Below are 14,741 nucleotides of genomic sequence, written 5' to 3'. Positions count from 1 at the left end.
CTGCGCAGCTAATACTCATCGTCCACCGAGGAGCAGAAATCAGGATATGTCAGTGATCGACCAGAAGCGAGCCGAGATCGCTCGGCTGGAAGCTCAGTTCGGACCGCAGGACCTGCGCGTCGCGGACGCGCTAGAGGAGTTTGCGCTGTGGTACGCGGCGAACCGCATCTATTCCGGCGCCGAGCCGTATTTCCGCCGCAGCCTGCAGATCCGGGAGGGCAAGCTCGGCGCCGACATCCGCGTTGCCGATGGGCTACTACGTTGGGCTAAATGCGCCGAACACAAGGGCCGGCCGGAGGCGGGAGAACTGTTCCGCCGCAGCCAGGAGATCCGGGAAAGCGTGCTTGGCGTGGCCAGCGTCGATCTGCTGCCGGCGCTCGAGGAACTCACCGACCGCCATTTGCGAACATTTCGGATTAAGGACGCCGTGTCTTGCCAGAAGCGGTGTCTCGAATTGGTCGAAAGAATCCACGGACCTCTGTCCGGCGAGACGACGGCGAAGCTGCTGCGGCTCGGCAAGCTGCTACTACGGAACGGTCAGCCGACCGAGGCCGAGCCGCTGCTCCGCCGGGCGCTCGCCATCCATACGGAAATGAAAGCCCCCGGTGATGCAAGGCTTGCGGCCCTGCTTGACGCATTGATCCGGACCTTGGCGGCCATAAAGCAAGCCGGCGAGATCGGGCCGATGCTGCAGCGGAGCCTGAAAATCAAGGCAGCGGTGCTCGCGAGCGAGCCTGCCAAGCTGCTGGAAGCCTTCGCCGAGACCACCCAGGCCCTTGCACGCTATGGCCGCGTCGAGGATCTGACGTCGCTCCTGCCAGACGGTCCTGCGACGATTTGGCCGCGGAGGGCCAAGCTGTTGCTGCAATTCGCCCAGCGGCTTCTCGAGGCGGAGCGCCGGACGGACGCTAGCGAAGTCGCCGGGCTCGCCGTCGCTGAAGTGAAAAGGATCTTCCAGCTGCCGGCCGATGCGCGGTTCACCGCGTTACGCGAGCTGTGGCCTGATTCAATGGATGACGACCTGGTCACTCAAATGAGCGATTCGCCCGATCCGGGGGATGATCGCCTGCCAGAGGTCCTCGCCTGGGTGGCCATGAGCCAGGACGGGGCCCACCGGGATTATGCGCCGAACATACTCGACCTGAACGCACCTTAGATTGGATGATGAGCTGTGCATTCCCGTTCTTCCGCTCGTTCTCGCTGGGTTCGTCGTAACCTTTGGGGCACCGATAAGCGCGACTGTGGTGGGGCAGAAGCTCGCCCAATCGCCGCCATGCGGATCCGCAAATAATCCGACGATGTCGGCAGGCGTCCTCGAGCGTATCCATGACGATAAGACCAGGCGAGGTCAATTTGCCAACGATCATCGTGAGCCCATGAGACCACCTGGAAGGATGACCGCCCGTGTCACTAGCCGAAGTATTGTGCGGATAATGGATGGAACCTGGCAATGTGGTACCAGCCCCGATCGCCGCCGCCAAGACGTTCGGTCAATGTGTAAGAAAGTCGTTCGGTTTGGGCGCGGCGAGCTCGCTGCGTCTGTGCCACTGAGAGATGCACCGTTTTCATCGAGATCTGAGGTCAACACCTTTCATGTACGACCACCACCTTGCCCATATCGCCGCGTTAGAGGCCAAGTTCGGAACCGACAGTCTCGAGGTGGCGACTGCACTGCACACGCTGGCCATGCTGATTTGTCAATCCGGAAAGGCAGCGATTGCCATCCCGTATTTCGAACGCAGCATTAGGATCGGCGAAGCGCTGAGAGGCCCGGCGTCGCTGCTGCCGCAACTGGACGAATGGATCAATCACAAGAACTCGGGTGGCTTCAAACTGCTTGAGCCGTTGTTTCTGAAGCGACTAGATGTCAAGGCCGCCGCTCTTGGAGACATCAGCCCGGGCGTAGCCGAGGAGTGCGATTTCATTGCCTCGCGATATGCGGCCGGCAACGAACCTTCCAAGGCCGTCCCGTTTCTCGAACGCAGTCTCGCCATTAGGACGGAGATTCATGGCGCTGAAAGCGCCGAAGCCGCAGCGCCGCTCGAAGCTTTGGTCGCGGTCTGCCTTGACGCGGACGAGCAAGAGCTGGCCGACCGCTATTGCGGACGCTGCCTTGACGTGCACGAGCATTCTCACGGCGGAGAGAGCCAGGAGACAGCGAAGGTGCTGGTGAAGCTCGGCGTCGCCTATGTTGCGGGGAGCAACCAGAAACCATCGAGCGTCAAGGCCCAACGTCGCCAGAAGGCTAAGGTCATGTTCGATGCCGCGTTGACAATCAACGAGAAGCTATTCGAACCGGACAGTCTGCAAATTCAGAAACCGCTCGAAGCGATGGCTCGCGCCTATCTCGATTGCCGGGATTTCAGGGAGGCTGTGCCTCCCCTCGAGCGCCTGCTCGGGATTTCCGAGCGGGCATACGGGAACAATGCCGCGGCGTTGCTGTGGATCTTGGTCGCGCTGGCGGAAGCCTATGCACACGATGGATCCTACAAGGCCGAACCGATGCTCGAGCGATGCTTTGCCGTGTTGCGGACCTTCCTCGACGCCAAGCGGCCTACCCTTACGTCCCGAATCGAAGATCTTTCAGGCAGCAAGGACGCTCTCTACAGCCATAAGTTCGGCTTGCTGGAGATGCTCGTAGCGACTTCGGAGAGCATTCGCTTTAATACCAAGAAGCGATGGGGTTGGGGTTAGAACGTGGACTTAATTGCGACAAGCTTCGAGAATCAGGCGGCGATCAATGACGGACTATAAGGAGGAAACGCTGCGATGCTTTTGCTGCGGCAAGAAATCCAAGCAAACGGTGCTGTTGAGTACCAACTCCTTCCGCCCGCCCGACCTCGACCAGCGGCAGGGCGGCATGGCGCGTTCCACCATCAGTTACTGGCTGCTGGAATGCCCCTTCTGCGGCTATGTGGCCCCCGACATCGAACAGGGCGATGCCAAGGCGAAGAGCTTCATGCAGACGCCGGAATTTCAGGCGGCCTCCTCGGACCCGACATTCGACCCGGCCGCGCGCCGCTTTCTGGTCAGAGCCGCCGAGCACGCCCATGATGGCGACCGGATGGCGGCATTCCTGGATACGCTAAGTGCCGCCTGGATCGCTGATGACAGCAAGCAACCGGACCAAGCGGCCGTATTGCGTCTCAAGGCCGCCGCACGTTTAGCAGGAAGCGGGATCAAGTCGATCAATACGCGGCTGGTGCTATTAGATGTGCTGCGGCGCGCGTCGTGCTGGGACGCCGCCGAGGCCTTGGTCGACGAAATGCTCGCCGAAGATTTGGAAGATCCCTTCGTTGGAATCGTATTGTTCCATCGTGGCAAAATCACCAAGCGGGATAGTGGCCGCTACACCATCGCAGATGCTCAAAGGAGGCGGCGGGGGGCCAGTACCGTCGACCCCGAGATGATGAATCTACTGGCAGGGCATCTGTCGACACCACCATCATCTCGGCAGAAATGATAGGCAGCCTCATGCCTGCCAATGGAGATAGACGCCGCTTGCGTCGAAGTTGCAATGCTGAGATGGCAGGGTAACGCCGCCTCCGATTCCTAGCGGTGCAGCCGTCCAGCCAGGCCCCCCTCGACAACGGCTACTAAAAAACTCGGATAAGCCTTGATCTCGCGCAGCAGTTGCGTTTGGATGCAGCGAGTGGGGGAAGAAATGCGTGGGCTGGGAATTGCAGTGCTCTGTGTGGCATTGGGCGGATGTTACGCAACAGGCGCGGATGTTCGCGCCAAGTTGGGCCAGGACTACATTGGAAAAAATGTAGATGCCCTTGTCGTTCGGTGGGGACCACCCGCAAGTAGTTTCAAGATGAACAGTGGCGAAACCGCCTATTCGTGGCAACTCGCAACTGCAAGTTCATTTTCGGTCTCTCGCGACGGTCAAGCCAGCGCATCGGGAAGTTCGCGGGGATACGCTTGCAAAGTCAACGTCGTTGCATCGCCGAACGGAACGGTCAAAAGTCTCGATACTGAGGACAAGGACAGCAGCCTCTATTACGGACCAATTCCTACGGGTGTCCAGCTTGGCAGCGTTTGCGCAGAGCAACTTGGAATAAAGCAGTAGAGATTGACGTTCAACTGCCTCTCCCGATGACAGGCTGATGGTTGCTGCTATGGGTTCAACATCGCGGCTCCTTCTCGTTGCTCTCTTCGCGCTGACCTCTCCAGCCACGGCGGCAATCGAGCCTACTGCTGACCCGATTCACGTAGGCCGCTCCTCAAGAGACCTTTATCAGTGGCAACGCATCGATCTCCGCTCCTCGGGCCTGCCCCGGCGAAACACGGCGCAGATCAAAGTCGCCATACGCACTAAGGGACCCAGCATGCAGGGCCTGATCCGGATTCCCGGCGCGCCAGCGTCTAATTTCGACACCGGCAAAGGGGGCGTTGTGATAGACCTCATCAATATCGGCGACGAAGCCAAGGGCTATGCGGAAATAGTGGCAATAGAGATTGTGTTCACGCAGGCTGCGCCAGGGCAATATTATCAGGTCTTTGCTGTCGAGGACGGCAGGGAAAACTAGGGCCATGCCGCATGATTGTGACTGACGTACAGGATCAGGCGATTGCCGCGCGCATGGCGCTGATCGTGGGTGCAAATCGGTTCGATCGGCTCTTCCGAGCTGTCCGGTTTGACGAAGTGGATGGCGACATCCTGTACGTATACGCAAGCGATGAGGATGCCGCGGCAGAGATGGAGGACGAGTTCGCTCTACACATTTCGATCATCGCCTCGAAGATCCTCGATATGCAGATCAATGTAGTGCTCGTGCTTCCGCTGCAGCTCATGAAGTCTGAACGTTAACTGCTTCTTGAACTCGCCTGGCAAGTCGGAGCGTCGTCAAACGAGATACCTGTCGGGCGTCTTGCCCGGCTAATTTCGCGCTATTTGCACTTGTGAGCATCTCGGCAATATGAACCCATCGTTTTAAGGGGTCGGCGCATCCCGCCTTCCTCGTCTTTACCAATGGCCTGTGCGAGGTCGTGTCGGATTTCGCGCCCCAGGCCTACTCACAAGGTGCAAGGGTCTGTTGACGAATTGCGTCGGACACCGGGCTCTCAACTAAGCAAAGCCGCCACTTTCGTCATGATCGACTGCAACACGTCGTTCGTTGTGAGGCATCGGTAGACCGAAAATCGAGAGCGGGGCGTCGCCGTGAGGCCGATCACGTGTTTAGCCATTTCGTGCAGGGGCAAGAGAAAGTAATCGATGACCTCCCTGTTTGTCTCCTTATCCAATCGCAGCGCAAGAATAAGTCCGGCCGGTTCGATCGTGCGCCGATGAACCAACCAGCAGGGTGCATGGCGTCTACCGCGGTAATATCGCCCCATCCGCACCGAGATCGCGAGCTTGCCCGCAACTGTCATCACGCCTGCTTCCGCACTAAACTCTGCGGTAATGCCACTCGCCGTGATATGAGTGAGCAGAGCTTCTACCTGTCTTGATAGCTCTGCTTCAGACTGCTTCCGCGCGTCGGCGTAGTCGTAACTCCGCTCAGAATCAACATAGCCGACACGGCGAAAGGCTTCCCTCAGACTTCCGAAACGGCAGGCGTAAAGAGCGGCGCTCGGCATATTGTCCGAAGCAGCGAGAATGGAGGCGCTCAGCTTCCCATGCACCGACAGTGTCTCCCGCAACTTCTTCAGAAGCAGTTCATTCGACCATCTCCCTTGCTTTTCCTTCAACAGGTTCTGGGCTTTGAGGAAGATGCTCTTGTCGACGACTGGCTCGAAGAGGCCAGTGGCCCGAATCCATAGTTCCGGTGGATTCTTCTTCTTCGCCTGCCTAAGCCGGACCGACGTTCGATTATAGACGCTGTTGCCAATATAGGCCTCGTTGCTCAAAACGTGGCGGACCATTGCAAGGGACCAAGGCTTCGTTCTGTGGTTGGGAATTTCCTCATTGTTTAAACAGCGAACGATGGATCCGCGCGATCGGCCGTGAACGACAAACTCCCGAAAGATCCGAGCGACCACGGCTTGCTCCGTCTCCGTCCCGGGCCGGATCACGACCCGGTCGGTCTGAAGATGCTTGCGTTGGCCTTTCAGCAAGATTCCCTTTGAGCACCCGCTTTCATCGAGCAGTTCGCGTTGGAGGCCATACCCCGCAGGGCCGCCCTGCTTGAACCCGAGACTGGCGACGCGGCAGGCGCCAGCATGGACCTTGACCGAGAGTTCTCTAGAATATTCGGCTGCCATCACCCTTTTGAGGTTCTTTACGATGCTCGCAAAGACACTACCGTCATTGTCGAACTGCTCGGCACAGTAGCAGACCTTTATCCCCGCCAGGCGGCAGGTGAACTCGTAATAGGCGCTCTCATCAACGTCCTGAAATCTCCCCCAACGGCTCACGTCATAGACAAGGATGTGGTCGAAGTCTGTCCGGCCACTGCGGACGAGCTCGATCAAGCCCTCGCGCCGCTCGATCCGAAGACCGCTTCGGCCTTCGTCCGTATAAGTGCGAACAATCACGAGATCATGCTGTGCGGCATACATCGCGATTGCGGCTGCCTGAATCTGCGTGGAATAACGCTGATTGTCCGTAGACATCCGGACATATTGCGCGGCCCGTCCCGCGCTTGAGGCCGATAACAGATCAGACGCAGGACGAATGATCAGGGCGTTGGTCATGCGCGCCTCCGTTAGAGCGCGAGGTCACTTCCGCTTGATGCATCACCAGGGCAACTGGACGTACTTGCTAAGCCATCCTAGCACGGCCGAACAGGCGAGTGAAAAAAGGCCGCCCCATAACCAAGAGCGCCCTCGCGCGGCACTTATTGATCTCAGGTACAGGAACGCTCCAAGGCAGGTTCCATAGTTTCTCCTGAAGTCGCCGTTGAGCTTGGCGATCTTGGATAGCTCCGAAGACGTTTCGTATCCGTCGGCCACGATGCTGGCTCCTACGTCGACTACCAGCACGCTATGAACCACTGTTTTGCCCGACGGAGCAAGACATATTTCGTTTTTTCGAAAAAACAGGGGCGGCCGGTTAGTGGGGTTCCCGACGGGCCGGTCACCGAGCCTTAGTGGACATGTTGGTCCACGAGATGAGAAGTCAGGTTATGACCCATAAGGCCGTCTCGGTGGGCGGCCTCTTTCATTCGACCGGCGTTCCGCTTGTGGCCTTGATGCCGGCGACCGTTGAGAACCGCAGTCGCCAGTGAACTCCATCAGAAACGGGTCAGATCCAAATCTCGACGTTGTTAGACACGCAGTTCTCTGTAGCGCGCCAGACACACGTGGCCAATCTGCATTTGGAACACTCTGGTCATTTGCTAATTGATGAACCGCGTAGAGCCGCAACCGGGCGTGGAGCTACAAGTTCGGTGGTCCCGTCATCGCGAAGTACTGATCATTGCGCCATCAGAGCAGTTCCGCAAGCATGCGCGCCGCGCGCGCTGCACCGCCGCTTTCGACCGGCTTAGAGAATGTCGGCTCGGTCAGGGCGCGGATAGTCGCTTCAGCAATCATCTCGGGCGTTGAGTCTGCATAGTTCATACGCCGGCCGGCGCTATAGCGATCCAGTCGATATGCCACATGGTAGTTCTGCTCGAAATGACTCTGCAGCGGGAAATAGATGAAGGGGGTGCCGGCCGCTGTCAGCTCCATGCACGTGGTAAGTCCGCCCTGAACGATGGCCAGGTCGCAGGCTGCGAGATGTCGGTCCAGGTCGGCTACGAATGATCGAACTTCAACGCCGACCGGAGCGTTCAATGTCGCCGGATCAATCCGGGGACCGGCGATCACGATCATGCGCAATCCCGGTATCCTGGACCGTACCAGCGGATAACTCTCCAAAACGCGCCGGATGAGCGGCGCACCGACGCCTGAACCGCCCACCGTGACGATGCAGACGCGCTCGCCGTCCCGGTAGCCGAGCCGTCGTCGAAGCTCGGCGCGCGGCCCGAATGTCTGGGGGTGTTCACCGAGAATGTAACCCGGGAACTCGAAGTGCTTGGGCACCCAGTCCGGCATTTCGGGCAGGTCCCTCCCAAATGACCGAGGAATGACGTCGTCCGGGTTTCCGACAAAGATCGCGCGATCACGCACGCCGGGATGCCGTTCGACATGCTCGATCATTTCGGCATTGTAATCGGTTGTCAGGAATGCCTCGTGTTCGCCACCCGATGGCATCGGAACGAACCCGACGAAGTCAGTGAACCACACCAGCGGTGCTCGTTTCAGTTCGGGATGCTCGTGCCAGTAGTGATCGATGTCCCACGCCTCGTCGGCAATCACGAGGTCATAGCGCAACTCCTCGACGGCATCCTGAAATGTCATGAAGTTAGCAATCAGCACTTCGTCCATTCGGCGAATCGCCTGAAAGGCATGCAGCTCATGTTCGCCACATTCCATTTCGATATGACGGGTTTCACTGGCCAGGCGGCCGCTGAGCGGATGAACGGTCTCGCCACTCGCTTCGAGCAACCGGGTGACCGGATCTTGTGCCAGCCAGTCGACCTGCAGATCAGGAAGCACGTTACGCAACTCCCGCGTGATGGCGATGTCCCGCCGGGCGTGGCCGAGCCCGATAGGGGAGGACAAGTAGAGGACGCGCTTCGGCCCTGACCGCGCAGGAGTCCGCTTAGGCCGAGCAACCAGGCCGAGCCGGCGCTGGAGAAATTCTGTAATCAGGGTGTTGCACTTCGCCGGAAAGCGACCTAGCGGATTGTGGCCTCCTCCCTCGATCGTCGTTAACTCCGCACCTGTCAGGCCGGCTACGATTTGTGCCCGGGCATAGGGCTGGATTTGATCGTCGTTGCCATGGATCATCAAGACCGGGCAGGCGATCTTGCGATACATGGCCTCGCTCACATCGAAAGCCGGCGGCATCGTCCGCGCGTTCACCGTCCTGGCAAGGATGGACCCCGTAGTCTCGCTGGCCCAACCAACGGCATCCTCAATTTGCTTGGTCGAATGTGGCTCGGAGAAGATGGAGCCGACGAAGTAAGCCGCGAAATCCTGATAGTTCGAGAGCCAGTAGGCGCCGTTGTATTTGTCCCAATCCTTGAATTCCGCGCGCTCGGCCCGAAAGTGGTCCGGCGTCATGTAAGGATAGGCGGGCCCTACGCTGGCCGATGTGCCGACCAGGATCGCGGCCTTGACTCGTTCTGCATGGTGAGCCGCGATCACAGATGCGATCATCCCACCGAGCGAGAGGCCGACGAGAATGGCAGTACCAACTCGTGCCGCATCCATGACGGCAAGTGCATCTGCGACGTAGTTGTCCAGCGTATATGCCGCCACGTCGTCTGGCCGATCGGATCGGCCATTGCCACGGCTGTCATAAGTGACGCAGCGGAAACGCTCGCTGAACCACGGCAATTGCGCTTTGTAAACCCGCGAATGAACGATGCTCCACGGGGGCACGAAGACGATAGTCTCCGCGCCGCTGCCGTAGATTTCGTAGTGAAGCTTCACACCGTTACGTTCAACTATTCCTTCGAAAGCCGGAAGTTTGGCGCGCATGTCAGCACCTCATTTTCGGTGAGCAGTCTCCAGGATGCGAATAAGATCACCAAAGCGCCGAAGAGCCGGCCGGACAGGAACGCCTTTCTTTTCCAGTCCGAGCAGGTAGTGGCTCTCCGCGCCGATAAAGGCGTGGGCGACCAACGCGGCGACCTCGTCGGCCGTGAAGGGGCCGAGACCGCCGAATTCGCGCTCGGCCCGGCGCGCGAGGTCTGTGATCAGCTTCATCCAGCCCATGATGCCGGCCTGGACCACTTTCGCCACGGGGCCGTCACCCCAGCTGGCAGCCATCAGCTCCTGCAGCACGCGAACGTATCCCGAGGCTATGTCCTCGTCGAGATAGTCGCAGGCTCGGTCCCACTGCTCGGACAGCTTTAAGGCGGAATCTCGAAACAGTGCGTTCTGGCGGTCGAGCAGCTGCGAGTTGAGGTACTCGAACAGCGCCAGCATCATCCCTTGTTTGGATCCGAAATGATAATGGATCTGGCTGAGTGGGACACCAGCCGCCGCAGCAACATCGCGGGTGGACAGCTTGGCGTATCCCTTTTGCCTGAGCACCTTCTTTGCGGCCTCCAGCACTACCGTTCTGGTGTCTGCCTTCCGGCCGTTTCGCGGCATTCTGTCCCCACCTTCCTTGACTACAGTTCGGTCGATCGGCCGAATGTCGGGCGCCCCGTGGTCACAGTCAACAAGAGACAGCCTACTTGACTCCGCGCATCATCGCAGCACATAATTCGGCCGACCGACCGAATTTTTATCTGACCTTTGTTCAGCTCGAAAACCAGAGAAGGACTAAGTCATGCGCGCAGTGGACAATGACAGACTTGGCGCCCTCGTCGGAAAGATGCTGGGGGACTTGGGCGGGGCCTTTAGTGTGCCGACGGCTGGGATCGGCTTCCGTCTCGGCCTGTTCGACGCATTGCACCGGGACGGCCCCGCGACTGCTTCTGAACTCGCACAGCGAACCGGCCTGACCGAAAGGTGCGTCCGTGAATGGGCCTTTGCACAGGCCGCTAACGGCTACATCACCCTCGACAAGACAGACCAGCGGTTCAGTCTCACACCTGAACAGGCAATGATCTTTGCCGTAAAGGACAGTCCCGTCTACTTGGAAGGCGCTTTCGACCTTGCGGCGGCGATGGTGGAAGGGCGAACGATGGTCGAATCCGCATTCAGGAACGGAAACGGCGTTGCTTGGGGTGAAAGCTCGGGCTGCCTGTTCTGTGCTGTTGGCTCCTTCTTTCGTCCGGGCTATGTCAACAACATCGTGCAGTCTTGGCTACCGGCGCTGGACGGCGTGCCCAAGAAGCTCTCCGAGGGTATTAAGGTAGCCGACATCGGATGCGGGGTCGGCTTTTCAACCTTGCTGATGGCGAAGGCGTTCCCGCAGAGCATATTCGTCGGCTACGACTTCCATGCGCCGTCCATCGAGCAGGCCAACGCACACGCCATGGCCCATGGTCTCGCCGACCGCGTCCGCTTCGTGACCGCGCGCGCCAAGGATATCGCTGAGCGAGACTTCGATCTCGTCACCATGTTCGACTGCCTGCACGACATGGGTGATCCCCGGGGCTGCGCCAGGCATGTGCGGAGCCTGCTTAAGCCCGGTGGTTCCTGGATGATCGTCGAGCCGATTGCCGCGGATGATCCGGCCGACAACGTCGGCAATCCGGTCAGCCGTCTCTACTATAATGCATCGACGATGATCTGCGTGCCGACCTCGATGGCCCAAGAAGTCGGCGAGGCACTCGGAGCGCAGGCTGGAGAGGCAAAGCTCACCCAGGTGCTGAAGGACGGTGGCTTCCGTCAGGTCCGTCGCGCCACCCAGGGTCCCTTCAATATGGTGCTGGAAGCGACGCCATAGAACGTGGCCCGCATCTTGCGGGTGGTCCGCCCGAACTTCTTGGCCGATCCTTTCTGATCGCCAAGTTGATGTCAGCTTCTGCCCCATTGGCGAAGTCGCAAGGGAGCCTGAGCACGTCCGCAACCGCTGTAGACCGGGAGCAAACGGCGGCGTCCAAAGGCAACGTTTTTTATCCCAACCAGACACCGATCCCCTACGGCGGAAACGGTATAATCTGACCTGACAACAGCGCATTTAAAGGAACTTCCAGCCGGGCCGGCGAGATTGGCAGTTGCTGCCATGAGGAGCAGCTTTATGGCCCGGCTACCCGACCGGTCCCTGGGGCTATTGGTCCAATGCCGGAACTCCTGGGCCATCGGCCACTCTCGATTATCGTCGAAAGCAGCTGGTACCAGCGAGAATCTGCCCAACGGGCGGAGAAGGTTCGAGCCCAGTTCCTCTCCCTCCGCCAGCGGCCGGATTCTGAAACTTGCGGAATCGTCTGGGCTGATTGCATCGCAAGTAGGTGCGCCGCAGGCCCGGGCGTATCGGCCATTCTCAAATCATCGAGCTTGCTTGTCGACTTCCGCGCCAGCAATCGCCGCCAAGCGACCAACGAGAGTCGCTTCGGCATTTTGAGTCAGACGGCAGCCTTCTGTCGTCTCCACAATGTCGCCGCCGGCGACGCACGCGTCCCACCACTCTCTCACAAAGCCCTCGGCGTACCCGCCCGTGTTGAAGCTGTAAGGGTCGGCCACAAGGTCGAAAACGATCATCAGCTCGTAACTGGGCGGGTCATCATAGGAGGCGTGTGTCTTGGGACGATACACGAAAGCTTCGAACGACTTGGCGGTATAAAGGCTCGAATCGAGCCAGAACATAAGGCCGTACATCAGATGCGATCGCTCGTCGTCGTGTAAGGCGAAGAAGCCCTTCTCGTCGACAATCTGCCGGGCCAAGGCTCGAATTATTCGCTCGCCGTTCGGCAGACGGTCGCCGACGGTGGCCAAGGCCCGCACAACGATCGGCGACAACGTACCCCGCTCTACGATTGCGATCGCAGCAGCCCGATCCTCATCAGCGGTGTCGTACTCGGATTCTTCGACCAAGCCGCGAATGAAAGTCTCGAAGTCCGGTGCAACGAATACGACGCTGTAGTCGGCTTCCTGGTCTACGTACACGACCTGCGGCTCGCCCCGCATTCCACAGGTCCGGTAATCAAGAATGATCAGTTCGTGGCCCGCGGCTGGCGTATCGGCGATGCCGATGCCAATCGGAGGGTAGCCCCATTTGTGATCATGAACTTGGCGCCCCGCCGCCCGGCGAGTGAATATACCGACGTGCGGCCGATGGCATAGAGTCCCTCGATAGCGATATGATCCTCCGCCCATCCAGTGCGCTGCGTCATGGGGTAGCAGTTGCGCTTGACCATTCCTCCATTATGGCGCCGTGCGAGGTCAATATAGGCCGCCGGCAGTCGATACCCGCCCATTTCCCGTTCAATGGAGGCGATCGACTCGTCGCTCGGCGGAGGCTTGACGTAATTCTCCAGGGAATACGCACAGTCGTCCCAGAAGCCTTCGAAATCGAAGCCGTTAAATGGCCGTTTCCACGTCATCCTCATTTGCCCATCAAATGAGAGGGCGAGCCGAGCGCCTCAGTCGACCGGGCCGTTGTTTGCCGCCTTTCGGAGTAAGGCAGCATACAGTCAAAGGACCTCGTTCTACCATGGCCCAGTTCGGAGCCTCTCCGAAGAGAGCGATGCAGAATCGCGCCTGTACAGTTGCTTATGCCGTCCCTAACCTCCGCCACGCAATTTCAGGAGGTGCGGCGTGGCGAAGAAGACGGTAACGGGGAAAAAGACCGCGGGGAAAACGGCGGCAGCGCGAACCGTGGCGAAAGCGGGGGCCCGCAAGGCCGTCGTTGCGAAGCCGGTCCGAAAGGCCGCCGTCGGAAAATCGGCGAAGCCGCGCCGCCCGCCGGGTCAGCCCTGGCAATGGTCGGCGGTCGAGACCGCAACTGCCATCCGCTCCGGCGCAATCTCCGCGGTCGAGACCGTCGAAGCGCATCTCGAACGGATGCGCGCGGTCAATCCGAAGCTGAACGCTGTCGTCGTCGATCTCTCGGAAGAGGCGCTGAAGGCCGCGCATGCCGCGGACAAGCAGCGCGCCAAGGGCGGCGAGCTCGGCCTCCTGCACGGCGTGCCCGTCACCATCAAGGAAAACGTCGATTACGAGGGGCGGCCGAACTTCAACGGCGTGCCCGCCAACAAGGACCTCATCGCGCCGTCGGATGCGCCTGTGGTGCGCAACCTGAAGCAATCAGGTGCGATCGTCATCGGGCTTACCAACACGCCGGAATTCTCCTTTCGCGGCTTTACCGACAATCCCCTGCACGGACTGACGCTCAATCCCTGGGATCCCGACATCACCTGCGGCGGCTCATCGGGCGGCGCAGGCTCGGCGGTCGCCGCCGGCATCGGCACCATCGCCCATGGCAACGACATCGGCGGTTCGCTGCGCTGGCCGGCGCATTGCAACGGCGTCGCCACCATCAAGCCGACGCAGGGACGCATCCCCGCCTTCAACGCGAGCGCAACGGCCGAGCGGCCGATGTTGGCGCATCTGATGTCGGCGCAGGGGCCGCTCGCCCGCCACGTCGCCGACGTTCGCCTTGCACTCGAGGTGATGAGCCGGCGCGATCCGCGCGATCCCTGGTGGGTGCCGGCGCCGCTGGTCCGCGAGAAGCCGAAGGGGCCGATCAAGGTGGCGCTGGCCAAGATCCCGGACGACATGGACGTCGATCCCTCCGTCACCGCCGCGCTACGCCAGGCCGCGGACCATCTCGAACGTTCCGGCTATCGCGTCAGTGAGGTCGAGGTGCCCGACATCAGCGGCGTTTGGCAGACCTGGTGTGACATCATCACCAACGAGACCATGGTGATGCAGGAAGCCGGCATGCTGAAGGTCACCTCGGAGGATTTTCACAAAGCGTGGGGCGGCATGAAGGCCAAGGCGAACGTGTTCGACCTGCCCGCCTGGATGCGCGCGACCGCCGCGCGCAACGGCCACATCCGCGCCTGGCAATTGTTCTTCGAGGAGTATCCGGTGGTGCTGGCGCCGACCACGGTGAAGCCGACGCCGGGGCCGCGCGACGACACCGTCAGCGCCGAGCGCGTGCAGGAGATCTTCTGGGGCGAGATCCGCTTCATCTCCGCGATCAACGTGCTGGGTCTGCCCGGCGCCGTGGTGCCGGTAGCGCTTCACGACGGCAAGCCGATCGGCGTGCAGCTCATTGCCGGGCGCTATCGCGAGGATCTCGCGCTCGATGCGGCGGCCGCGATCGAAAAGCGCGCCGGTGTGCTCGCGCATCGGCTGTGGGAGAGCCTATAGTCCAGGCTCTGCGTCGCCGCATCGGCGGC

Annotated in this window: 12 protein-coding genes; 7 read left to right on the top strand and 5 right to left on the bottom strand. The window is 60.1% G+C overall.

All coding sequences use genetic code 11. The features are described 5' to 3' along the window. The first annotated feature begins 52 nt into the window (after positions 1–52). From C7G42_RS14605 to C7G42_RS14580, 5 genes are all read left to right on the top strand, one after another. Positions 53–1,156 carry a tetratricopeptide repeat protein gene (locus tag C7G42_RS14605; RefSeq protein ID WP_158537589.1) on the top strand — a complete coding sequence of 368 codons (1,104 nt, stop codon included), beginning with the start codon at positions 53–55 and terminating at the stop codon, positions 1,154–1,156. Between the two features lie 437 nt (positions 1,157–1,593). After that, positions 1,594–2,694, top strand: coding sequence for a tetratricopeptide repeat protein (locus C7G42_RS14600; protein ID WP_158537588.1), 1,101 nt, complete (start codon positions 1,594–1,596; stop codon positions 2,692–2,694). Between the two features lie 46 nt (positions 2,695–2,740). Beyond that, positions 2,741–3,463: a hypothetical protein gene (locus tag C7G42_RS14595; protein ID WP_106949612.1), complete on the top strand. Its 723-nt coding sequence runs from the start codon at positions 2,741–2,743 to the stop codon at positions 3,461–3,463. A 646-nt stretch (positions 3,464–4,109) separates the two neighbouring features. Then, the gene (locus C7G42_RS14585) at positions 4,110–4,532 is read left to right on the top strand and encodes a hypothetical protein (RefSeq protein WP_106949611.1); all 423 of its coding nucleotides are present in this window, start codon (positions 4,110–4,112) and stop codon (positions 4,530–4,532) included. Between the two features lie 11 nt (positions 4,533–4,543). Continuing rightward, positions 4,544–4,813, top strand: coding sequence for a hypothetical protein (locus C7G42_RS14580; RefSeq protein ID WP_106949610.1), 270 nt, complete (start codon positions 4,544–4,546; stop codon positions 4,811–4,813). Between the two features lie 254 nt (positions 4,814–5,067). Here C7G42_RS14580 and C7G42_RS14575 read toward each other — a convergent pair whose 3' ends face one another. The 3 genes from C7G42_RS14575 to C7G42_RS14560 all read right to left on the bottom strand — a co-directional run bounded on the left by C7G42_RS14575 (position 5,068) and on the right by C7G42_RS14560 (position 10,095). Beyond that, positions 5,068–6,639: a recombinase family protein gene (locus C7G42_RS14575; protein ID WP_106949609.1), complete on the bottom strand. Its 1,572-nt coding sequence runs from the start codon at positions 6,637–6,639 to the stop codon at positions 5,068–5,070. A 732-nt stretch (positions 6,640–7,371) separates the two neighbouring features. Beyond that, positions 7,372–9,477 (bottom strand): alpha/beta hydrolase, encoded by a 2,106-nt coding sequence (locus C7G42_RS14565; RefSeq protein WP_106949607.1) that lies wholly within the window; start codon positions 9,475–9,477, stop codon positions 7,372–7,374. Between the two features lie 9 nt (positions 9,478–9,486). After that, a complete protein-coding gene (locus C7G42_RS14560) occupies positions 9,487–10,095 on the bottom strand; it encodes a TetR/AcrR family transcriptional regulator (protein WP_106949606.1) in 609 nt (202 codons plus the stop codon). A 181-nt stretch (positions 10,096–10,276) separates the two neighbouring features. Here C7G42_RS14560 and C7G42_RS14555 point away from each other — a divergent pair, with 181 nt between their 5' ends. Next, complete coding sequence (locus C7G42_RS14555) at positions 10,277–11,341, top strand: class I SAM-dependent methyltransferase (protein ID WP_106949605.1); 1,065 nt, start codon at positions 10,277–10,279, stop codon at positions 11,339–11,341. Positions 11,342–11,883: 542 nt separating this feature from the next. Here C7G42_RS14555 and C7G42_RS14550 read toward each other — a convergent pair. Together C7G42_RS14550 and C7G42_RS36115 are read right to left on the bottom strand one after the other, a co-directional pair. Further along, the gene (locus C7G42_RS14550; RefSeq protein ID WP_199580920.1) at positions 11,884–12,522 is read right to left on the bottom strand and encodes an SMI1/KNR4 family protein; all 639 of its coding nucleotides are present in this window, start codon (positions 12,520–12,522) and stop codon (positions 11,884–11,886) included. 26 nt (positions 12,523–12,548) lie between these two features. Further along, a complete protein-coding gene (locus C7G42_RS36115) occupies positions 12,549–12,938 on the bottom strand; it encodes an SMI1/KNR4 family protein (RefSeq protein WP_158537587.1) in 390 nt (129 codons plus the stop codon). Between the two features lie 214 nt (positions 12,939–13,152). On the opposite strand from C7G42_RS36115, the gene C7G42_RS14540 reads away from it, so the two are divergent. Further along, entirely contained in the window at positions 13,153–14,712 is a 1,560-nt protein-coding gene (locus C7G42_RS14540) for an amidase family protein (protein ID WP_106949602.1), read from the top strand. The last annotated feature ends 29 nt before the right edge of the window (positions 14,713–14,741 follow it).

It is taken from the genome of Bradyrhizobium sp. MOS003 (assembly GCF_003020125.1).
Taxonomy (GTDB): Bacteria; Pseudomonadota; Alphaproteobacteria; order Rhizobiales; family Xanthobacteraceae; genus Bradyrhizobium.
This window is presented reverse-complemented; position numbering and strand designations above follow the sequence as displayed.